The sequence below is a fragment of the Burkholderia sp. Bp9012 genome, from assembly GCF_003853825.1.
GTDB classification, from domain to species: domain Bacteria; phylum Pseudomonadota; class Gammaproteobacteria; order Burkholderiales; family Burkholderiaceae; genus Burkholderia; species Burkholderia diffusa.
Genome location: NZ_QTQA01000001.1, coordinates 105,803 through 122,855, shown reverse-complemented (window position 1 = coordinate 122,855; position 17,053 = coordinate 105,803). Strand labels below are relative to the sequence as shown.

The following is a 17,053-nucleotide window of genomic DNA, read 5'->3' as shown; positions in this document are numbered from 1 at the left end:
GGAACACGACACGACGGACCTCATCCTAGTCGCGCTCATTCATGCCGAATAGTCCATAATGTGTCGAATTAATTTCAACGATTTCGATCGAATCGTCATGAACGATCTGCGTGTGCTGGAAAGCTTTCTCCGGACCGTGGAAGCCGGCAGTTTCTCCGCGGCGGCCAGCCGGCTGGGCGTCACGCCTGCCGCCGTCAGCAAGCATGTCGCGAAACTGGAGCGCAGCCTCGGCACGCGGCTGTTCCGCCGCACGACGCGCAGCCTCACGCTGACGGAGGCCGGCGAACGGCTGTACGCCGAAACGTCGGCGGCGGCCAACGCGCTGAGCCAGGCGATGGCCACCCTGACCGAGCGCGACGCGCGCCCCGCCGGCACGCTGCGCATCAGCATCGCGCCGGGGTTCGGGCGCCAGTACGTGTTGCCGCTGATGCCGGCGTTTCTCGAACGCTTTCCGGACCTCCGGCTCGACTGGAGCCTCGAGAACCGCCACGTCGATCTGGTGAAGGAAGGCTTCGACGCCGCGATCGGCTCGGGCGTCGAGGACGACGCAAACGTCGTCGCACGCGAACTGGTGCCGATCCGGTTGCTGACGGTCGCATCCCCCTCGTATCTGGCGACGCACGGAGAACCGGCGACGCTCGCCGAGCTGTCGCGCCACGACTGCATCCGGTTGCGCTCCGCGACGACGGGCCGCGTGCGCGACTGGGCGTTCACGTTGAATGGCGAAACGGTGACGGTCCCGATCGACGGACGCGTCGTGCTGACCGATCTGGATGCCATCTGCGATGCGGCCGTGGCAGGCATGGGGCTCGCGCGGCTCGGCGCGCATCATGTGCTGCCGTATCTCGACGACGGCCGGCTCGTGCGCGTGCTCACGCGCTATCCGGCGACGGCCGGCACGATCTGCGTGTACTACGCGCACGCGCGCCTCACGCCACCGAAGGTGCGCGCGTTCGTCGAGTTTCTGACGGAGTCGTTTTCGCGAAGCGACTGGCGGGCGCGCGTCGACACGTTCGGCTGACGGGAATCGACGGGCGCCGGCCTGTCACGCGCGGTCGATTCATGCCGACCGCACGGCCCGCGTCATGCCTTGTGCGTCGACAGCAGAATGCTCGTCTCGGTGCTCGCGATGCCGTCGATCAGCCGGATCGCGCCGAGCACGCGATCGAAATGCTCGAGCGAATCGGCATGCAGCTCGGCGACGAGATCCCAGCGGCCGTTGGTGCTGTGGATCGACGCGACATTCGGATGCCCGCGCAGCACCTTCACCACCTCGGCGCCGCGATTGCCCTGCACCGCGATCGACATCAGCGCGCGGATCCGGTGCCGTTCGGCCGCCGGCTTGAGCCGTACCGTATAACCGACGATCACGCCGTTTTTCTCCAGCCGCGTCAGCCGGTTCTGCACGGTCGCGCGCGCGACGCGCAATTCCTTCGCCAGGGCGACGACGGGCAGTCGCGCGTTGTCGCGCAGCAGCGCGATCAGCTGCCGGTCGACGTCGTCGAGCGTGATCATGAAGGGGGCTTCCTGTTGAGCGTGAACCGGCCGCCAGCGTGCCGGAGGCTGCGCATTCCGACCAGCGCGAACCGGGCAAACTGCCGGATATGGCTGGCATTTTGACAAGTCTATCGATAAATCTGCCACTTTTGCCGTCTTTTTGTTGGCTCGACTCCCGGAAATAATGACTCCATCGACCGGCCGAATACGCCGTGCCGCCGCTTTTCAGCAAGCCCGCGCCCGCACCGAAGCATCGCCCGGTCGACCGGAATGCCAGGACACCCGTACCGGCAAAGACAATGGAGACAGACCGATGACTCGCTTCCTCGACGTTCCCGCCACCGCCCGCCTGATCGCCAAAACCGGCGTCACGACGTTCCTGCGCGAACTCGTCGACACGCTGCGCGCCGATTACCTGCAGTGGGCCGATTTCGACAAATCGCCGCGCGTCGCATGCCACTCGCGCGACGGCGTGATCGAACTGATGCCCGTCGCGAACGCGTCGCTATTCGCGTTCAAATATGTGAACGGCCACCCCGTCAACGCGACGCGCGGGATGCACACGGTGATGGCATTCGGCGCGCTCGCCGAAGTCGATACCGGCTACCCGCTGCTGCTCGCCGAACTCACGCTGACGACCGCGCTGCGCACGGCCGCCACGTCGGTGCTCGCCGCGCAGGTACTCGCACGGCCCGACTCGCGCACGATGGCACTGATCGGCAACGGCGCGCAGAGCGAATTCCAGGCGATCGCGTTCCACACGCTGCTCGGCATCGAAGAAATCCGCGTGTTCGACGTCGATCCGCTCGCGACCGACAAGCTCGTGCAGAACCTCGCCACATACCCTGAATTGCGCGTCGTGCGCGCCGCATCGACCGCCGACGCCGTGCGCGGCGCCGACATCGTGACGACCGTCACCGCCGACAAGGCGTACGCGACGATCGTCACGGCCGACATGATCGAGCCCGGCATGCACCTGAACGCGGTCGGCGGCGATTGCCCCGGCAAGACCGAGCTTGAAGCGGGCGTGCTGCAGGCGGGCCGCGTGTTCGTCGAATTCGAGCCGCAGTCGCGCATCGAAGGCGAGATCCAGCAGATGCCGGCCGACTTCCCCGTCACCGAACTGTGGCGCGTGCTGCAACGCGAAACGACCGGCCGCGAACGCGCGGACGAAGTCACCGTGTTCGACTCGGTCGGCTTCGCGCTCGAGGACTACTCGGCGCTGCGCTACCTGTACGCGCTCGCGCAGCAGCACAACGCCGGTGTCGAGATCGCGCTGATTCCGCCGGCCGTCGACCCGAAGAACCTGTTCGCGCTGATCGACGACCCGGCCGCGATCGCGCAGGGTCACGCGGCGTTCGTCACCGAAGCCGTCGCCGCATTCGCGCGCTGACCGTCAACGCCGGGCGGCCCGTGCGCTGCCCGGTTCCCTGCCTTTCGCTCCTGCCTTCCATGAATCTCGTATCGATCCAGGCGCCGGCCGCCGTCGTGATGATCCGGCCGCACCGTTTCCTGCCGAACCCGCAGACCGCGGCCGACAACGCGTTCCAGCGCACGGCCGGGGGCGGCTCGACCGACACGTCGTCGGTGTACGCCGCCGCACGCGACGAAGTCACGGCCGCCGCGCAGACACTCGCCGATGCGGGCGTGCGCGTGCACGTGTTCGACGACCACGGCGAGCGCGACACGCCCGATTCCGTGTTCCCGAACAACTGGTTCTCGACGCATCCGGGCGGCCACGTCGCGCTGTATCCGATGCACAGCCCGAACCGCCGCCGCGAGCGGCGTGCGGACATCGTCGAGATGCTGAAGGCCGAGTATCGCGTGCAGGACGTGATCGACTATTCGGGTCTCGAATACGACGACGTGTTCCTGGAAGGCACCGGCGCGATGGTGCTCGACCACGTCGCGCGGATCGCCTATACCGCGCGGTCGCGCCGTGCCGATCCGGTCGCGCTCGAACGCTTCTGCACGCATTTCAATTTCGAGCCGATCTGCTTCGATACGGCCGACGCCGACGGGCGCCCGATCTATCACACGAACGTGATGATGAGCGTCGCGACGGAGTTCGCGATGGTCGGCCTCGACCTGATCGCCGACGGCCGGCGCCGCGTCGAGATCGCGCAACGCCTGACCGAAACGGGACGTGCGGTGATCGCACTCGATCAGTCGCAGATCGCGAATTTCGCGGGCAATACGCTGGAATTGTCGGGAAGCAACGGGCGCGTGCTTGCGCTGTCGCGGCGCGCGTTCGATTGCCTCACACCTGACCAGCGTGCGGTGATCGAGCGCTCCGCGCGGCTGCTGCCGCTCGACGTGCCGACGATCGAACTGGCCGGCGGATCGGTGCGCTGCATGCTCGCGGGGATTCATCTCGCGCGGCGGGCGGCGGCGCCGGATGCGATCGCCGCGGAGTCGGCCGCATTGCCACGCGAGACGACGCCGCCTATCTGACCGACAGGCTCACAAAGCGCAAACGGCTGCCGATGCGATGCAACGGCAGCCGTTTTTTTGTTCGAATGGCATTGAATCGGCGCGCGTCAGCCCGCATCGGCAACGCCGCGAAATGCTCCGGTATCCGAACGATACCGGAGCACATCGCGCCACTCACCCGGCCAGCAGCTTCAACCCGGCCGGCAGCGTTTCGCCGAACACGCGCGCCGTGTCGGCTTCGTCGAACGCGATCGCTTCGCGCACCATGTCGATCCATGCCGTCGACGCATTCGCGGCCGACAGACGCTTGATCACCGCGTCGCGCGTATCGTCCGGCAGGTCGCGTGAACGGTCGCCCGTCATCCGGGCAATCTGCGCGGCCGCGAACGCGGCCGGCTCGACCTGCTTCCAGTCGAGCGCGAACAGCGCGTCGAGCCAGCCCCTGGCGACTTCCGCAGGCACGACGCTGTGCGCGCTACCGTAGAACGGCCGGCGCGCGCCGATGCGCCCAAGCGCCCACGCACACAGCGCACGCTCGGCCGGCTTCTGCAATTGCGCGATCAGGCGCTCGGCCAGCTCGACCTTCCGCTCGACGGGCAATCGTTCGAGCGACGCGGACAGCCGCGTCATGTCGGCCGGACCGACCTTGCCCGGATCGAACGGCAGCTTGCGCCGCTTGTCGTCGGACGGTTCGAGGAACGCGATCGCGTCGCGCACCTGCGTCTGCGCATCGTCGTCAAGGCCGCCGGCCACGCGCCGCCACAGCGTCCACCACTCGGACCACACCTGCCCGTCGTTCACGTATTGAATGCCGTCGTCGAACAGCGGCCACAGCTGCTCGATGCGCCATGCGTCGAGCGGATGGCCGAAGCCCGGGCGCAGGCAATAACCGGCGAGGTTCAGCCACGCGCGTTCGTGATCGGCCGAGCGACGGCGCCGCCGCGCCCGCGCAAGCAGCGCGTCGAACAGTTCGCGCGCGAGCGCGACGTCCCACTCTTCGCGCGGGCCGAGCACCTGTTCCAATTGCGCGCGCAACCGGCGCGTGTCCTTCGGCGTGACGTCCGCGGCCTTGCTGCCGAACGAGCGCTCGATCAGTTCGATCGCGTGGTCGAGACGCGGATGCCGCGCGGATGCATCATCGCCGCCGTGCGCCGGCGCGTCGCCGCGCAACTGGAATTCGAGCCGCCAGCGGCGTGCCGCGTCGTCGGTCGCGATGCAATGCATTTCGAGCGTGCCGACCTCGGTCAGCGACGCGGTGAGCTTCACTGGCGTTTCGCGCGCATCGCTGCCCGACTGCCGCTCGACGACCGTCGCGATCGGCGGCAGCCGCACGAAATCGCCGCCGTCGAGTGCGACGAGATCGCCGGGACGGTACGCGGTGTCGGCCACCGTCGACACGAGGTGGAAACGCACCGGCTGCCCGAGCTGCAGCGCGAAGGTACGATCCTCCAGCCGGATCTCGCGGCCCTCTTCCGCTCCGCGCGGCAGCAGGCAGACGCCGCGCGCGGCTGCGTCGCCGGCACCGTCGTCCAGCACGAGGAAATAGCTGCGCGCGGAACCGCCGCCGATGCGCGGCGCATGCCCGGCGCGCGCGAGGCCATACGCCACCGCGCCGCGCGCGACGGCTACGTCCGGATGCGCGTTGTGCAGCACGTCGAGCGGCGCGCCGCGCCACGCGCCGAGCGTCTGCGCGAGACGGCCGGCGAGCGCGCCCGCACGGAACACGCCGCCGTTGAGCAGCAGCGTGTCGGGCAGCGGGCCTTCCGCGTGACGGTTCAGGAACGCGGCGACGTGCCGCGTGACGGCAGGGTCGCTCGCATACGGCAACCCGAATTCGACGATCGCCGCCCGCGCGCGGCGCGGCAGTTCGCCGGCCGCGACCTGCGGAAAGAAACCGTCGACGACGATCTGTTCGACTTCCTGCCGTGTCAGTTCGGCCGAACGCGCGCCGCCGACGAGCTTGCTGCCCGCGCCGAGCAGCGTGACGGTGACGGACGCCGGTGCGTCGTCGCCGAGCAGCCGCTCCTTCGCGGCACGGCAGCGCTCGACGAGCTGCGACAGGCTCGCGGCCGACAGCCGCGTGCCGGGCTCGGTCAGCCGCGTTTCGACCAGGCGCGCAAGCGCGAGGTCCATGTTGTCGCCGCCGAGCATCAGGTGATTGCCGACGCCGACGCGCGTAAAGGTCGGCTCACCGCCGTCGCCCGGTGCGACATCGACTAGCGTGAGATCGGTCGTGCCGCCGCCGACGTCGCAGATCAGCACGCGCCGCGCGTCGGCGAACGTGTCGCGCAACGTTTCGCGCTGGCCGTACAGCCAGTCGTAGAACGCGGCCTGCGGCTCTTCCAGCAGCCGCAGCGCGGGCAGCTTCGCGCGCCGCGCGGCCTCGACCGTCAACGCGCGCGCGCCGTCGTCGAACGACGCGGGCACCGTCAGGATCACGTCCTGCTTCGCGAGCGGCGCATCGGGAAAACGGGCATCCCACGCGTCGCGCACATGCGCGAGATAGCTCGCGCTCGCGTCGACCGGCGACACCTTGTCGACGCCGTCGGCCGCGCCCCACGGCAGGATCGCGGCGAGCCGGTCGACCGATGCGTGCGACAGCCAGCTCTTCGCGCTCGTCACGAGCCGGCCCGGCACCTGCGCGCCGAGCGTGCGCGCATAGCGGCCGATCACGGGCGGCAGCGCGTCACCAGCGGCGCCGTCACGGCCGCCACCCGAACGGGCGGCCGCGTCGCGCGCGCCGGCCGCCTGCCACGGCAACCTCAACGCGTCCGCCGCGAGCTCACCGGCCGCCGGGTGATAGCGCACCGACGGCAGCAGCGGCTGCGCGGCCACCGCGCCGGGGCCGACCAGTTGCTCGACGTCGAACACGCGGATCGCGTCGGAGCCGGCCTCGACGTATGCGACGACCGTGTTGCTCGTGCCGAGGTCGATGCCGACCGTATAGCGCTTCATCGTGCTCAGGCGGCGCCGCGCACGTCGAACTCGACCTTCCAGCGCTCGTCCGTGCCGCTCGGGATCGCCTCGAGTTCGAGCGTGCCGGCTTCGGTCACGCGCGCATGCAGCTTCACGGGCACGATCTCGCCGACCGTGCGCCCTTCGGCGGGCAGCGTCGCCTGGATTTCCTCGAGTTCCTGAAGTTCTTCCGGCGACCAGTAATCGAGCAGCGTGCCGACCTGGTCCTGGCGGCGCACCGACGATCCGAAGAAGCGGAACTGCACCGGCTCGCCGACGACGAGGCCGAACTCCTGCGGCGGCAGCGCCGCGTCGGAGCCTTCCTCCATCCCGAACGGCGCGACGCACAGCGCCTGCACCGGCGGCTCCAGCCCCGGCACCGCGGGCATCGCCGACTCGATCGCGACGTAGTACGCACGCGCCGTGCCGCCGCGAATACGCACGCCACGGCCACGCTTCACGTAACCGTAGTAAGCCGCGCCGCGCGCGACCGCGAGGTCGAGATCGGCGCCTTCGAGCAGGCGTGCGGGCGGCGCGCCTTCGGCGGCGAGCCAGCTGTTGAGCGTATCGAGCACGCGCTGCGTGAGCAGCGTCGACTTGAACACGCCGCCGTTGAACAGCACGGCCGTCGGATGCAGGAACGTCGCGCCTTGCGGCAGCGTGCGCTGCACGCCTTCGAGCGTGTCGAGCGCCGCGACCTGGCGGCCGAGGAACGCCGCGAGATGGCGCGTGATGCCCGCGTCCTGCGCATACGGCAGGCCGAGTTGCGTCAGGCCGACGCGCGCGCGGCTCACCGGGCGCGCGGCCGCATCGACCTGCGGGAAGAAGCCTTCGAGGATCGTCTGCGTGAGTTCGGCGCGCGTCAGTTCCGTGCGGATCGAGCCGCCGATCAGCTTCGAGCCGCGACTCGGCACGACGAGCGGCACCGCATCGGCCGTCGGGTCGGACAGCAGCGTTTCCTTCGCGGAGCGGCATGCGTAGGTCAGCGCACGCAGTTGCCACGGATCGGCCTGCGTGCCCTGCTGCGCGAGCTTGCGCGCGACCACGTGCGCGAGCGCGAGGTCCATGTTGTCGCCGCCGAGCAGGATGTGCTCGCCGACCGCCACGCGATGCAGTTCCAGGTTGCCTTCGCGCTCGACCACCGCGATCAGCGACAGGTCGGTCGTGCCGCCGCCAACGTCCACGCACAGGATCAGGTCGCCGACCTGCACCTGCTTGCGCCAGCCGCCTTCGCTCTTCTGGATCCAGCTGTAGAGCGCCGCCTGCGGCTCCTCGAGCAGCGTCATCCGCGAATAGCCGGCGGCACGCGCGGCTTCCGCCGTCAGTTCGCGCGCGGCCGGGTCGAACGATGCCGGGATCGTCACCGTCACGTCCTGGTCGGCGAACGGCGCGTCGGGATGCGTGTGATCCCACGCTTCGCGCAGGTGCGTCAGATAACGGATCGAGCTTTCCAGCGGCGACACGCGCGACACCTCGGGCGGCGCATCGCTCGGCAGAATCGCCGCGCGGCGGTCGACGCCCGGGTGGCACAGCCAGCTCTTCGCGCTCGAGACGAGGCGGATTGGCGTGCCCGCGCCGCGAGTGCGCGCCATTTCGCCGACCGCGAAGCCGCGCGAGGCCGTCCACGGCAGCGTCAGGTCGCCCTGCGTCAGCTCGCTTTCATGCGGAAGATAGAGGAACGACGGCAGCAGGTCGCGCGACTCCAGCGCGCCGGGCGCGGTCAGCTGCACGATCGGCAGCACCTGCTGCGTGATCTTTTCGCCGTCGCTCGCGGCGCTGTCGACGTACGACAGCGCGCAATGGGTCGTACCGAGGTCGATACCGATCGAATAGCGCGGATCGCTCACAGTTCCACCTCCGCCGGTGCAACCACCGATGCGTCGTGACTGCCCGTCAGCTTCGGCAGGCGCACGTCGGCCACGCGCCAGCCGCGATGGCTGACCGTACCCGTGAACGGCGCGGAACCGACCACGTTGCCCGTCACGCGCACAGCCGTCGCGTCGAAGCCGGCCGGCAGCGTCACGCGGCTGCCTTCGGCTTCATCGCGCACCGGCACGATCGTGAAGTGCTCGCGCAGCGCAGCGCGGCAGCCGTCGTGCACGAGGCGTGCGGCAGCGCCGATGTCGGCGTCCGCATAGCCGGCGATGTCTTCCTCGACGAAGTCGATGAAGCGCGCATCGCGCTGCAACAGGCCGAGCAGTTGCAGCGCGGCTTGCGGGCTCGCTTCGCGCAGCTCGGGGGCCGGGGCCTTCGCGGGCGCGGGCGCCGGAGCCGCGGCGGGGGCCGGCGCAACCGGCGCCGGGGCGACCGGTGCCGGGGCGCCGTCGCGCACGCGCAGCACGCCGGCCGCGAACTCGCGGTTGCCGAGCACGGAGAAGAACGTGCCGACGGCCAGCGACAGCCGGCCGAAGAAGGACAGGTTGGATTCGGGCATGGGGTCTGGACTCCTGTGGGCTCGCGACACGGCGAGCATCTTGCCTGGGCGCCCGGTGGCGGCGTGCGATTGCGCACTGCCGCCGCCCGGCGCATGATTCGGGCGCGCCCTCTCGGGTGCGGAAAACCCGTATTTTGCCCTGTGGCGGGCAAACCGGGCAGAAGTTGGGGGACAGAACATGGCGGCGCGCGGGTTTCGCGCCGCGCCGGATGCGTCGGACTGCCGGCTATAGGGTGACGGTCGGGTGACGGTCGCGATGTTGCGGCGCGTCAGCGCGGCTTGCGGCGGCGCGCCGCCTTCGCCTCGAAATCGCGCGACAGCATGCCGAGCGTGACCTCCCCGAAGCGCGCAAGCAGCACCGCTTCGGCCTCCTTCAGCGTGGCCGACAGATGCGCGTTGACCGCCTGTTCGACCAGGCATTCGGGTGCATCCTCGGCCACCAGATCGGAAAATACCGGCGGCTCGCCCACCGCGCGATAGACGTCGAGCAGCGTGATGTCGTCGAGCGCGACGCTGAGCACCCACCCGCCGCCGTGCCCTTTCTCCGACTGCACGTAGCCGCAGTCGCGCAGCCCGCCGAGCAATCGCCGCACGACGACCGGATTCGTGCACAGCATCGCCGCGATCGCCTCCGACGTCAGCGGGCCGTCGGCCTGGTCCATGTGGATCAGCGCATGCAGCATGCGCGACAAACGGCTATCGGTTCTCACGGACGGTTGGCTCCCACTCTCGAAACTTATGAAGTTGCATGAATGATACCATCGGCCTATCATGCAACTTCTCGTGTTTCATGAGTTGGCCGCCATCGGAGCACGTTCATCGCTTGATACGGATTCAGGAAAGGAGTGAACACATGCAGAGCCATCATGAAGTGATCGTGATCGGCGGCAGCTTTGCCGGGCTGTCGGCCGCGATGCAGCTCGCACGCGCGCGGCGCCGCGTGCTCGTGATCGATGCCGGGCGGCCGCGTAATCGTTTTGCCGAACATGCGCACGGATTTTTCGGGCAGGACGGCAAGCCGCCTGCGCAGATCGTCGCGGAAGCCGCCGCGCAACTCGCGACCTATCCGACCGTGCAGCGGATCGCCGGCGAGGCGCGCACCGCCGAGCGCGATGCGAACGGCCGCTTTCACGTGACACTGGCGGACGGCAGCCGTACAAGCGCCGAGCGGCTGATCCTCGCGACCGGCATCCGCGACGAACTGCCCGCGCTGCCGGGGCTCGCGGAACGCTGGGGCGTCAGCGTGCTGCATTGTCCGTATTGCCATGGCTACGAGGTGTCGGGCCGGCAACTCGGCGTGCTGGCAACGCATCCGCTTTCCGTGCATCAGGCGACCCTGATTCCGGACTGGGGACCGACGACGTGGTTCACGCAACGCGTAGTCGAAGCGAACGAGGAGGAAGCCGCATTGCTCGCCGCGCGAGGCGTGCGTATCGAACGGTCGCCGGTCGTCGAGATCCTCGGCGAAGCGCCGCGGATCGACGCGCTGCGGCTCGCCGACGGGAAAGTCGTGCCGATCGATGCGTTGTTCATCGGCGCGCGCACGGAGATGGCGAGCGATCTCGCCCGACAGCTCGGCTGTGCGTTCGACGACGGGCCGCTGGGCACGGCGATTCGCGTCGATACGTGGAAGCAGACGAGCGTTCCCGGTGTGTTCGCGGCCGGCGATGCGTCGAGCCTGATGACGAATGCGACGTTCGCGTCGGCATCCGGCGTCGCGGCCGGCGTGGGCGCGCATCGGTCGTTGATTTTCGGGCTCGACGCGTGAAGTGAACGAAGCGGCGTGCGGGGTGACGCAGCGTCATCCCGCTTTCCCTGCGCGATGGCCCGGTCAACGCCAACCCCGTTCGCCGGGCAGGCATTCCCGCACGTCGATCCTCACAAACGCTTGTCGATATCCGAACATGCGTCGATGGATTCATCATGCGATGTGGTGTTTAATGCTCAGCAACATCAGCATTAAAAGATACGAAATGCTCGACCTCGACGATCTTCGACTCGTGCGCGCGATCGGCGCGTCGCACTCGTTGGCATCCGCCGCGCGCCTGCTCGACCTCACCCCGCCCGCGGTCACGATCCGCCTGCAGCGGATGGAGGCGCGACTCAATGTCCGGCTCGCCGTGCGGCGGCCGAAAGGGATCGCATTGACCGACGAGGGTCAGCGGCTGTACCAGGAAGCCGTCGGGATTCTCGAGCGCGTCGAGGCACTGCCGGCCAACATCTCCGGCGATCACGGCGACGTGCAGGGCACGCTGCGCGTCGTCGCGTCGTTCGGCTTCGGGCGCAAGTACGTCGCGCGGATCGTGCGTGACGTGCAACGCGCGCATCCGAAGCTCGAAATCTCGCTGCACCTGTCGGAGAGTCCGCTGACCAGCGCGTCGGGGGCCGACGTGGTCGTCCATGTCGGCAGCCTGAAGTCGTCGTCGTGGATCGGCTATCCGCTCGCGCCCAACGAGCGCTTCCTGTGCGCGAGCCCCGGTTACGCGCGGCGCATCAACGAACTGGAGCATCCGTCCGATCTCGCCCGCTACGACTGCCTGTGCCTGCGCGAAAACGACGAGGACGTTCCGCGCTGGCGCTTCTCGCAAGCCGGCGATGGCAAGGGCGAATCCAGGCGATCGGCGGTGATTCGCGTCACGGGCGCGCTTTCGTCGAACGACGGCACCGTCATCACCGACTGGGCACTGGCCGGGCTCGGCATCGTCGAACGCTCCGAGTGGGACGTCGCGCCGCTGCTGGCCAGCGGCAAGCTGGTCAGGCTGCTGCCCGACTGGCATCTGCCGCCCGCGCCAGTGACCGCGCTGCTGCCGTCGCGCACCGGCCGCTCCGCGCGACAACGGGTCTTCCTCGAAGCCGCGACGCGATTTTTCGATCCGCCGCCGTGGCGCGGCAAGGCATGAGCGGCTTCCCGCGATTAAATCGCGCTTAATGATCGATTTGGCACGCGTTAAACACGCTGCTGGCCAAACACCCTACAGTGTTCGCTGTCGGCAAACCACCGAGGCAACGCACCATGGGCATCCCGCTTCCGAATACCCCCGCCGCATTGATCGACGTCGGTCGCATGCGTCATAACATCGCGCGCATGCAGGCGCATCTGGACGCGCTCGGCGTCAGGTTCCGGCCGCACGTGAAGACCACCAAATGCCAGCATGTCGTCGACGCGCAGATCGCGGCCGGTGCGCAGGGCATCACGGTGTCGACGCTTAAGGAGGCCGAACAATTCTTCGCGGGCGGCGTACGCGACATCGTCTATGCGGTCGGGATGATTCCCGCCAGGCTCGGCCAGGCGCTCGCGCTGCGCCGGCAGGGCTGCGACCTGAAGATCGTCGCCGACAGCCTGCAGACCGCGCACGCCATCGCCGAATTCGGGCGCGAGCACGGCGAGCGTTTCGAAGTCTGGATCGAAGTCGACGTCGACGGTCACCGCTCGGGGATCGTGCCCGACGACGACCTGCTGATCGACGTCGGCCGCGCGCTGGTCGACGGCGGGATGACGCTCGGCGGCGTGCTCGCGCATGCGGGCTCCAGCTACGACTACGACACCCGCGACGCGCTGGTCGCGATCGCCGAACAGGAGCGCAGCCGGACCGTGCGCGCCGCGGAACGCCTCAGGGCCGCGGGGTTGCCCTGCCCGATCGTGAGCATCGGTTCGACGCCGACCGCGTTGTCCGCGGAGCACCTCGACGGCGTGACGGAAGTCCGCGCGGGCGTGTACGTGCTGTTCGACCTCGTGATGCACAACGTCGGTGTGTGCGCGCTGTCCGACATCGCGCTGTCGGTGCTGACCACCGTCATCGGACACCAGGAAGAAAAAGGCTGGGCCATCGTCGACGCGGGCTGGATGGCGATGAGTCGCGATCGCGGCACGCAGCGGCAGGCGCGGGATTTCGGCTACGGGCAGGTGTGTACCGAAGACGGTGAAGTGCTCGGCGAGTACGTGATGAGCGCGGCCAACCAGGAGCACGGCATCGTGTCTCGCGCGGGAATGGCCGACACCGCGATCGCAAAGCGGTTTCCGATCGGCACCCGTTTGCGGATCCTCCCGAACCATGCATGCGCGACCGGTGCGCAGCACCCGGAATACCACGCGCTGGGCAGCGACGGCACCGTGCAGACCTGGCCGCGCTTCTACGGATGGTAGGACACCTGAAGGCGACGACCGGTGCAGCGGCGCATGTCGAACGACGAAACCGGCCACCGCACCCTCGCCCGATCGGAATTGACTATTTTTCCAAAACTATACAAACTTTAAAGATCGCGATTCGCATCGCATCCGACAGGCTCTCCCACCATGCCGACTGACGCCCACCTCCTTCTTCTCGACCGGGATGTCGTCGAACCGGCCCTTCAAGCCGAACCGGTGATGGCGGCGGTGCGCGAAGCCTTCGTGCTGCACAGTCGACGTGCGGGGCGCGTGTTCCCGGTCGTGCGCGAAAGATTGCACACCGGCGGCGTGTTCGGCATCAAGTCCGGCGACGTCGCGGGCCAGGATCTGCTCGGCTTCAAGGCAGCCGGTTTCTGGCCCGGTAATCGAAGCCGGGGCGGCGAGCCGCATCAGGCGACGATCGCGCTGTTCGATCCGGCCACCGGCCGTCCGCTCTGCATCATGGACGGCAATGCGATCACCACCGCCCGGACCGGTGCGGCCGGCGGCCTCGGCCTGCGGGCGCTGGCACGCCGCGACAGTACGCGCATCTGCGTGTTCGGCACCGGCGTGCAGGCGCGCGTCCAGCTCGACTACGCGCTCAGTCTGCTGCCGCAACGGTGCTCGGTGCAGTATGTGAACGTCAGCGGCGAACCGGACGCGGTGTTCGAATCGGCATTCCGCGAACGCTGCGACATCCGTGTCGCACGGGACCGGAACGATGCCGTGGCCGACAGCGATGTGGTCATCACGGCAACGCCGGGCGGCGGCCCGCTGTTCGACGCGGACGCGGTTCAGCCCGGCACCCACCTGACCTGCGTCGGCGCGGACACCGCGGGCAAGCGCGAGCTTCCCGAAGGCGTATTGGCGCGCGCGCGCATTTTCGTGGACGATCACGAGCAGGCGCGCAGCATCGGCGAATGCCAATGGGCGCCCGATCTGCCGCGTGCTGAAATCGGCGACGTGCTTGCCGGCACCGTGCCCGTTGATCGATCGCCGGACGAGATCACCGTGTTCGACATGACGGGACTCGCGCTGCAGGACCTGACCGTTGCGCGTTTCCTGTACCGGCAGGCCCTCGAAAACGACGCGGGACGTTCGATCCCGTGGCCGTGGTGAACGGCACTGCGTGCTATCTTCCATCGTGATGCGCCTATCCAGAGTTTCCGCCCTCTCGTTCGATCTCGACGACACGCTTTGGCCGTTCGGACCGTCCGTCGAACGGGCCGAGGCGTCGCTGCATGCGTGGCTGATCGCGCACGCGCCCGCTACCGCGAGCGTCGTGCCCACGTCGCAGGCACTGGGCCAGCTGCGCGTCGAATACGAACGCTCGCGGCCGGACCTCGTCAGCGACTTTCGTGCGTTGCGCATCGGATCGATCCGGCTTGCGCTCGAACGCGCGAACGAAGACCTCACGCTGACCGATCGCGCGTACGACGTGTTCTATTCCATGCGAAACCAGGTCGAGTTCTTCGACGATGCATTGCCGGCGCTCGAGTGGTTGAGCGCGCGATTTCCGCTGATCGCGGTGACGAACGGCAATGCGGATCTTCGGCTGACCGGCGGCGGCGAGTTCTTCCGCGAAACGCTCAGCGCGCGTGCGTGCGGGTTCGCGAAACCCGAGCCGGAAATCTTCCATGCGGCCGCCGCGAAACTCGGCGTGCCTGCGGCGGAACTGCTCCACGTCGGCGACGACTTTCACCTCGATATCGTCGGCGCGTTGAATGCGGGGCTGCAGGCAGCATGGGTCGTGCGCCACCCGGGGACGGAAGCGGAGCACGCCGCGCGGCGTGCCCCGTCCCCACATCTGACCGTTCACGACTTGTCGGCGCTGTGCCGTGCGCTCGGCGGCCCCGTCGACGCGTCGTAACCGCGAGCCCGCAAGGCTGCGAGTTCGCGCGGTCGAGGTCGATCACCCACATCGGCACGACCGACCACCGTTTCACGCCGCCTTGCGCGCGTCCGCGATCCGTTTCGGCGCCTTCGGTCGCGCATAAAGCCGCTCGAGATACGCGCGCAATTGCGGGAACGGTTCGATCAGGTGGCATTCACTCGCCCAGTCGATCAGGTAGACCGTCACGCAATCGGCCACCGTCAACGCGTCGCCGACGATGAATTCGCGTCCTTCGAGATGCTTGTCGAGGATCGCGGCCATCGTCGCGAAGTCCTCACGCGCCAGCTCGATATCGGCCGGCGAGCGCTTTTCGGGCGGGTAGAGGAACGAATGGCGCGTAATCCGCCACAGCGGCTGTTCAAGCTCCGTCACCGCGAACATCACCCACCGATAGGCCTGCGCGCGCAGCGCCAGATCGACGGGCAACAGCGCCTTCTCCGGGTACTTGTCCGCGAGATACAGCACGATCGCGGCCGACTCGGGAATCACCAGGTCGCCGTCCACGAGCACGGGCACCTTGCCGGCGGGATTGAGGCGCAGGAATTCGGGCCGCTTGTGCTCGCCCTCGAGCAGGTTGACCGACACGAACTCGAAATCCGCATCCAGTTCCTTGAGCCCCCAGAGCGCGCGTTGCGAGCGCGTGCCGGCGAATCCGTAAAGCTTCATCGCAATGTCTCCATCGATAATGTCGGGGAAAATCGCCGCGCGCAGGCGACGGCCCATCGGCCGCGACGACCGCGCACGCAGCGCCTGTCGCCGCTCACATGCCCGGCACCGCGAGCACCGGCATCACGTCGATCGCGTCGCCAGGGAACAGCGTGAAATGCGGATGGCCTTCGAACAGCGCGGCGGCCGCGTCGTGCGATGCGGCGCGCACGACGGTGAAGCCGCTCATCGCATTGGTGGTGTCCGTCACGCCGCCCGCGCCGATGGTCTTGGTCTTGCCGAGCGGCCCGCCGAGCTCGACGATCGCATCGCGATGCCGGTCGACCCACGCGTGCCACGCGGCGATCCCCTCGCGCTCCCGCGCACGCCGCTCGTCCTCGGGCAGCGCCATCCACGCCTTCATGCCCGGGCTATCCTTGCTGCCGAGGAATACCGCGAGATACAACTGCTGTTGCGCACTCATGCTTCCTCCGTCCGATGGCGGGAACGACGGGCTGCCGCTCCCCGCCCTTGACACAATAGGTTGATATCAACACAATTGCAACATGGCACGCAAAGAACAGCTCCCTTTCGAAACGACGCTGATGGTGCGCGATTGCTGCCTGTGCCTGCACATGCAGCGCGCGGCGCGTAATCTCGCGCGCATCTTCGACGATGTGCTGCGTCCGCTGGATCTCACCAACGGCCAGTTTTCGCTGTTGATGTCGCTGAACCGGCCGCAGCCGGCCGCGATGAAATCGGTCGCGTCATTGCTCGCGATGGACCGAACCACGCTAACCGCCGCGCTCAAGCCGCTCGAGCGGCGCGGGCTGCTCACGATCACGCAGGATCCGGACGATAAGCGCAGCCGCCTGCTCGAACTCACGCCGGCCGGCCATCAGTTGCTGGCCGAAGCATTCCCGCTATGGCAGCAAACGCACGCCGAGATCGAACGGCCGTTCGCAGCGGGCGAAGTCGATGTGTTGCGCGGGCAGTTGCGCGCGCTGTCGGAGGATCCGGCTACGCGCGGCTGACGCGGCGCGCCATG

The 17,053-nt window shown here is 68.4% G+C and carries 16 protein-coding genes; 9 read left to right on the top strand and 7 right to left on the bottom strand.

Annotated elements, in window-relative coordinates; all coding sequences use genetic code 11:
* Positions 1 to 97 precede the first annotated feature (97 nt).
* On the top strand, positions 98 to 1,021 hold the full coding sequence (locus DIE11_RS00555) for a LysR family transcriptional regulator (protein WP_124620778.1): 924 nt from the start codon (positions 98 to 100) through the stop codon (positions 1,019 to 1,021).
* A gap of 62 nt (positions 1,022 to 1,083) precedes the next feature.
* Here DIE11_RS00555 and DIE11_RS00550 read toward each other — a convergent pair whose 3' ends face one another.
* Positions 1,084 to 1,515, bottom strand: a complete 432-nt coding sequence (locus tag DIE11_RS00550) for an Lrp/AsnC family transcriptional regulator (RefSeq protein WP_006753967.1) — start codon at positions 1,513 to 1,515, stop codon at positions 1,084 to 1,086.
* Positions 1,516 to 1,810: 295 nt separating this feature from the next.
* Between DIE11_RS00550 and DIE11_RS00545 the strand changes: the two genes are divergently transcribed.
* Positions 1,811 to 2,890, top strand: coding sequence for an ornithine cyclodeaminase (locus DIE11_RS00545; protein WP_124620776.1), 1,080 nt, complete (start codon positions 1,811 to 1,813; stop codon positions 2,888 to 2,890).
* Between the two features lie 59 nt (positions 2,891 to 2,949).
* A complete protein-coding gene (gene ctlX / locus DIE11_RS00540; RefSeq protein WP_124620774.1) occupies positions 2,950 to 3,951 on the top strand; it encodes a citrulline utilization hydrolase CtlX in 1,002 nt (333 codons plus the stop codon).
* Between the two features lie 153 nt (positions 3,952 to 4,104).
* Here ctlX and DIE11_RS00535 read toward each other — a convergent pair whose 3' ends face one another.
* The 4 genes from DIE11_RS00535 to DIE11_RS00520 all read right to left on the bottom strand — a co-directional run bounded on the left by DIE11_RS00535 (position 4,105) and on the right by DIE11_RS00520 (position 10,029).
* Positions 4,105 to 6,885: an Hsp70 family protein gene (locus DIE11_RS00535; RefSeq protein ID WP_124620772.1), complete on the bottom strand. Its 2,781-nt coding sequence runs from the start codon at positions 6,883 to 6,885 to the stop codon at positions 4,105 to 4,107.
* A gap of 5 nt (positions 6,886 to 6,890) precedes the next feature.
* Complete coding sequence (locus DIE11_RS00530) at positions 6,891 to 8,732, bottom strand: Hsp70 family protein (protein WP_124620770.1); 1,842 nt, start codon at positions 8,730 to 8,732, stop codon at positions 6,891 to 6,893.
* Complete coding sequence (locus DIE11_RS00525) at positions 8,729 to 9,319, bottom strand: DUF2760 domain-containing protein (protein ID WP_124620768.1); 591 nt, start codon at positions 9,317 to 9,319, stop codon at positions 8,729 to 8,731. Before DIE11_RS00525 ends, DIE11_RS00530 begins: the two co-directional genes overlap by 4 nt.
* Positions 9,320 to 9,588: 269 nt before the next feature.
* Positions 9,589 to 10,029, bottom strand: coding sequence for an Rrf2 family transcriptional regulator (locus tag DIE11_RS00520; RefSeq protein ID WP_124620766.1), 441 nt, complete (start codon positions 10,027 to 10,029; stop codon positions 9,589 to 9,591).
* A gap of 143 nt (positions 10,030 to 10,172) precedes the next feature.
* Here DIE11_RS00520 and DIE11_RS00515 point away from each other — a divergent pair, with 143 nt between their 5' ends.
* From DIE11_RS00515 to DIE11_RS00495, 5 genes are all read left to right on the top strand, one after another.
* Positions 10,173 to 11,087, top strand: coding sequence for an NAD(P)/FAD-dependent oxidoreductase (locus DIE11_RS00515; RefSeq protein ID WP_124620764.1), 915 nt, complete (start codon positions 10,173 to 10,175; stop codon positions 11,085 to 11,087).
* 205 nt (positions 11,088 to 11,292) lie between these two features.
* Positions 11,293 to 12,219: a LysR family transcriptional regulator gene (locus DIE11_RS00510; RefSeq protein ID WP_124620762.1), complete on the top strand. Its 927-nt coding sequence runs from the start codon at positions 11,293 to 11,295 to the stop codon at positions 12,217 to 12,219.
* A 113-nt stretch (positions 12,220 to 12,332) separates the two neighbouring features.
* The gene (locus DIE11_RS00505; protein WP_124620760.1) at positions 12,333 to 13,463 is read left to right on the top strand and encodes a DSD1 family PLP-dependent enzyme; all 1,131 of its coding nucleotides are present in this window, start codon (positions 12,333 to 12,335) and stop codon (positions 13,461 to 13,463) included.
* 150 nt (positions 13,464 to 13,613) lie between these two features.
* Positions 13,614 to 14,585, top strand: coding sequence for an ornithine cyclodeaminase family protein (locus DIE11_RS00500; RefSeq protein WP_124620759.1), 972 nt, complete (start codon positions 13,614 to 13,616; stop codon positions 14,583 to 14,585).
* 28 nt (positions 14,586 to 14,613) lie between these two features.
* Positions 14,614 to 15,336 (top strand): HAD family hydrolase, encoded by a 723-nt coding sequence (locus tag DIE11_RS00495; protein ID WP_124621227.1) that lies wholly within the window; start codon positions 14,614 to 14,616, stop codon positions 15,334 to 15,336.
* 72 nt (positions 15,337 to 15,408) lie between these two features.
* Here DIE11_RS00495 and DIE11_RS00490 read toward each other — a convergent pair whose 3' ends face one another.
* A complete protein-coding gene (locus DIE11_RS00490; protein WP_124620758.1) occupies positions 15,409 to 16,026 on the bottom strand; it encodes a glutathione S-transferase family protein in 618 nt (205 codons plus the stop codon).
* A 94-nt stretch (positions 16,027 to 16,120) separates the two neighbouring features.
* Complete coding sequence (locus DIE11_RS00485) at positions 16,121 to 16,489, bottom strand: hypothetical protein (protein WP_124620756.1); 369 nt, start codon at positions 16,487 to 16,489, stop codon at positions 16,121 to 16,123.
* 82 nt (positions 16,490 to 16,571) lie between these two features.
* On the opposite strand from DIE11_RS00485, the gene DIE11_RS00480 reads away from it, so the two are divergent.
* Positions 16,572 to 17,039 carry a MarR family winged helix-turn-helix transcriptional regulator gene (locus tag DIE11_RS00480; RefSeq protein ID WP_124620754.1) on the top strand — a complete coding sequence of 156 codons (468 nt, stop codon included), beginning with the start codon at positions 16,572 to 16,574 and terminating at the stop codon, positions 17,037 to 17,039.
* Positions 17,040 to 17,053: the final 14 nt, after the last annotated feature.

Bases quoted from the DNA above. Each gene is read 5' to 3' on its own strand.
- DIE11_RS00550 (WP_006753967.1), bottom strand. From the start codon at position 1,515: ATGATCACGCTCGACGACGTCGACCGGCAGCTGATCGCGCTGCTGCGC.
- DIE11_RS00500 (WP_124620759.1), top strand. From the start codon at position 13,614: ATGCCGACTGACGCCCACCTCCTTCTTCTCGACCGGGATGTCGTCGAA.
- DIE11_RS00510 (WP_124620762.1), top strand. From the start codon at position 11,293: ATGCTCGACCTCGACGATCTTCGACTCGTGCGCGCGATCGGCGCGTCG.
- DIE11_RS00545 (WP_124620776.1), top strand. From the start codon at position 1,811: ATGACTCGCTTCCTCGACGTTCCCGCCACCGCCCGCCTGATCGCCAAA.
- DIE11_RS00485 (WP_124620756.1), bottom strand. From the start codon at position 16,489: ATGAGTGCGCAACAGCAGTTGTATCTCGCGGTATTCCTCGGCAGCAAG.
- DIE11_RS00480 (WP_124620754.1), top strand. From the start codon at position 16,572: ATGGCACGCAAAGAACAGCTCCCTTTCGAAACGACGCTGATGGTGCGC.
- DIE11_RS00490 (WP_124620758.1), bottom strand. From the start codon at position 16,026: ATGAAGCTTTACGGATTCGCCGGCACGCGCTCGCAACGCGCGCTCTGG.
- DIE11_RS00505 (WP_124620760.1), top strand. From the start codon at position 12,333: ATGGGCATCCCGCTTCCGAATACCCCCGCCGCATTGATCGACGTCGGT.
- DIE11_RS00535 (WP_124620772.1), bottom strand. From the start codon at position 6,885: ATGAAGCGCTATACGGTCGGCATCGACCTCGGCACGAGCAACACGGTC.
- ctlX (WP_124620774.1), top strand. From the start codon at position 2,950: ATGAATCTCGTATCGATCCAGGCGCCGGCCGCCGTCGTGATGATCCGG.
- DIE11_RS00555 (WP_124620778.1), top strand. From the start codon at position 98: ATGAACGATCTGCGTGTGCTGGAAAGCTTTCTCCGGACCGTGGAAGCC.
- DIE11_RS00525 (WP_124620768.1), bottom strand. From the start codon at position 9,319: ATGCCCGAATCCAACCTGTCCTTCTTCGGCCGGCTGTCGCTGGCCGTC.
- DIE11_RS00515 (WP_124620764.1), top strand. From the start codon at position 10,173: ATGCAGAGCCATCATGAAGTGATCGTGATCGGCGGCAGCTTTGCCGGG.
- DIE11_RS00495 (WP_124621227.1), top strand. From the start codon at position 14,614: ATGCGCCTATCCAGAGTTTCCGCCCTCTCGTTCGATCTCGACGACACG.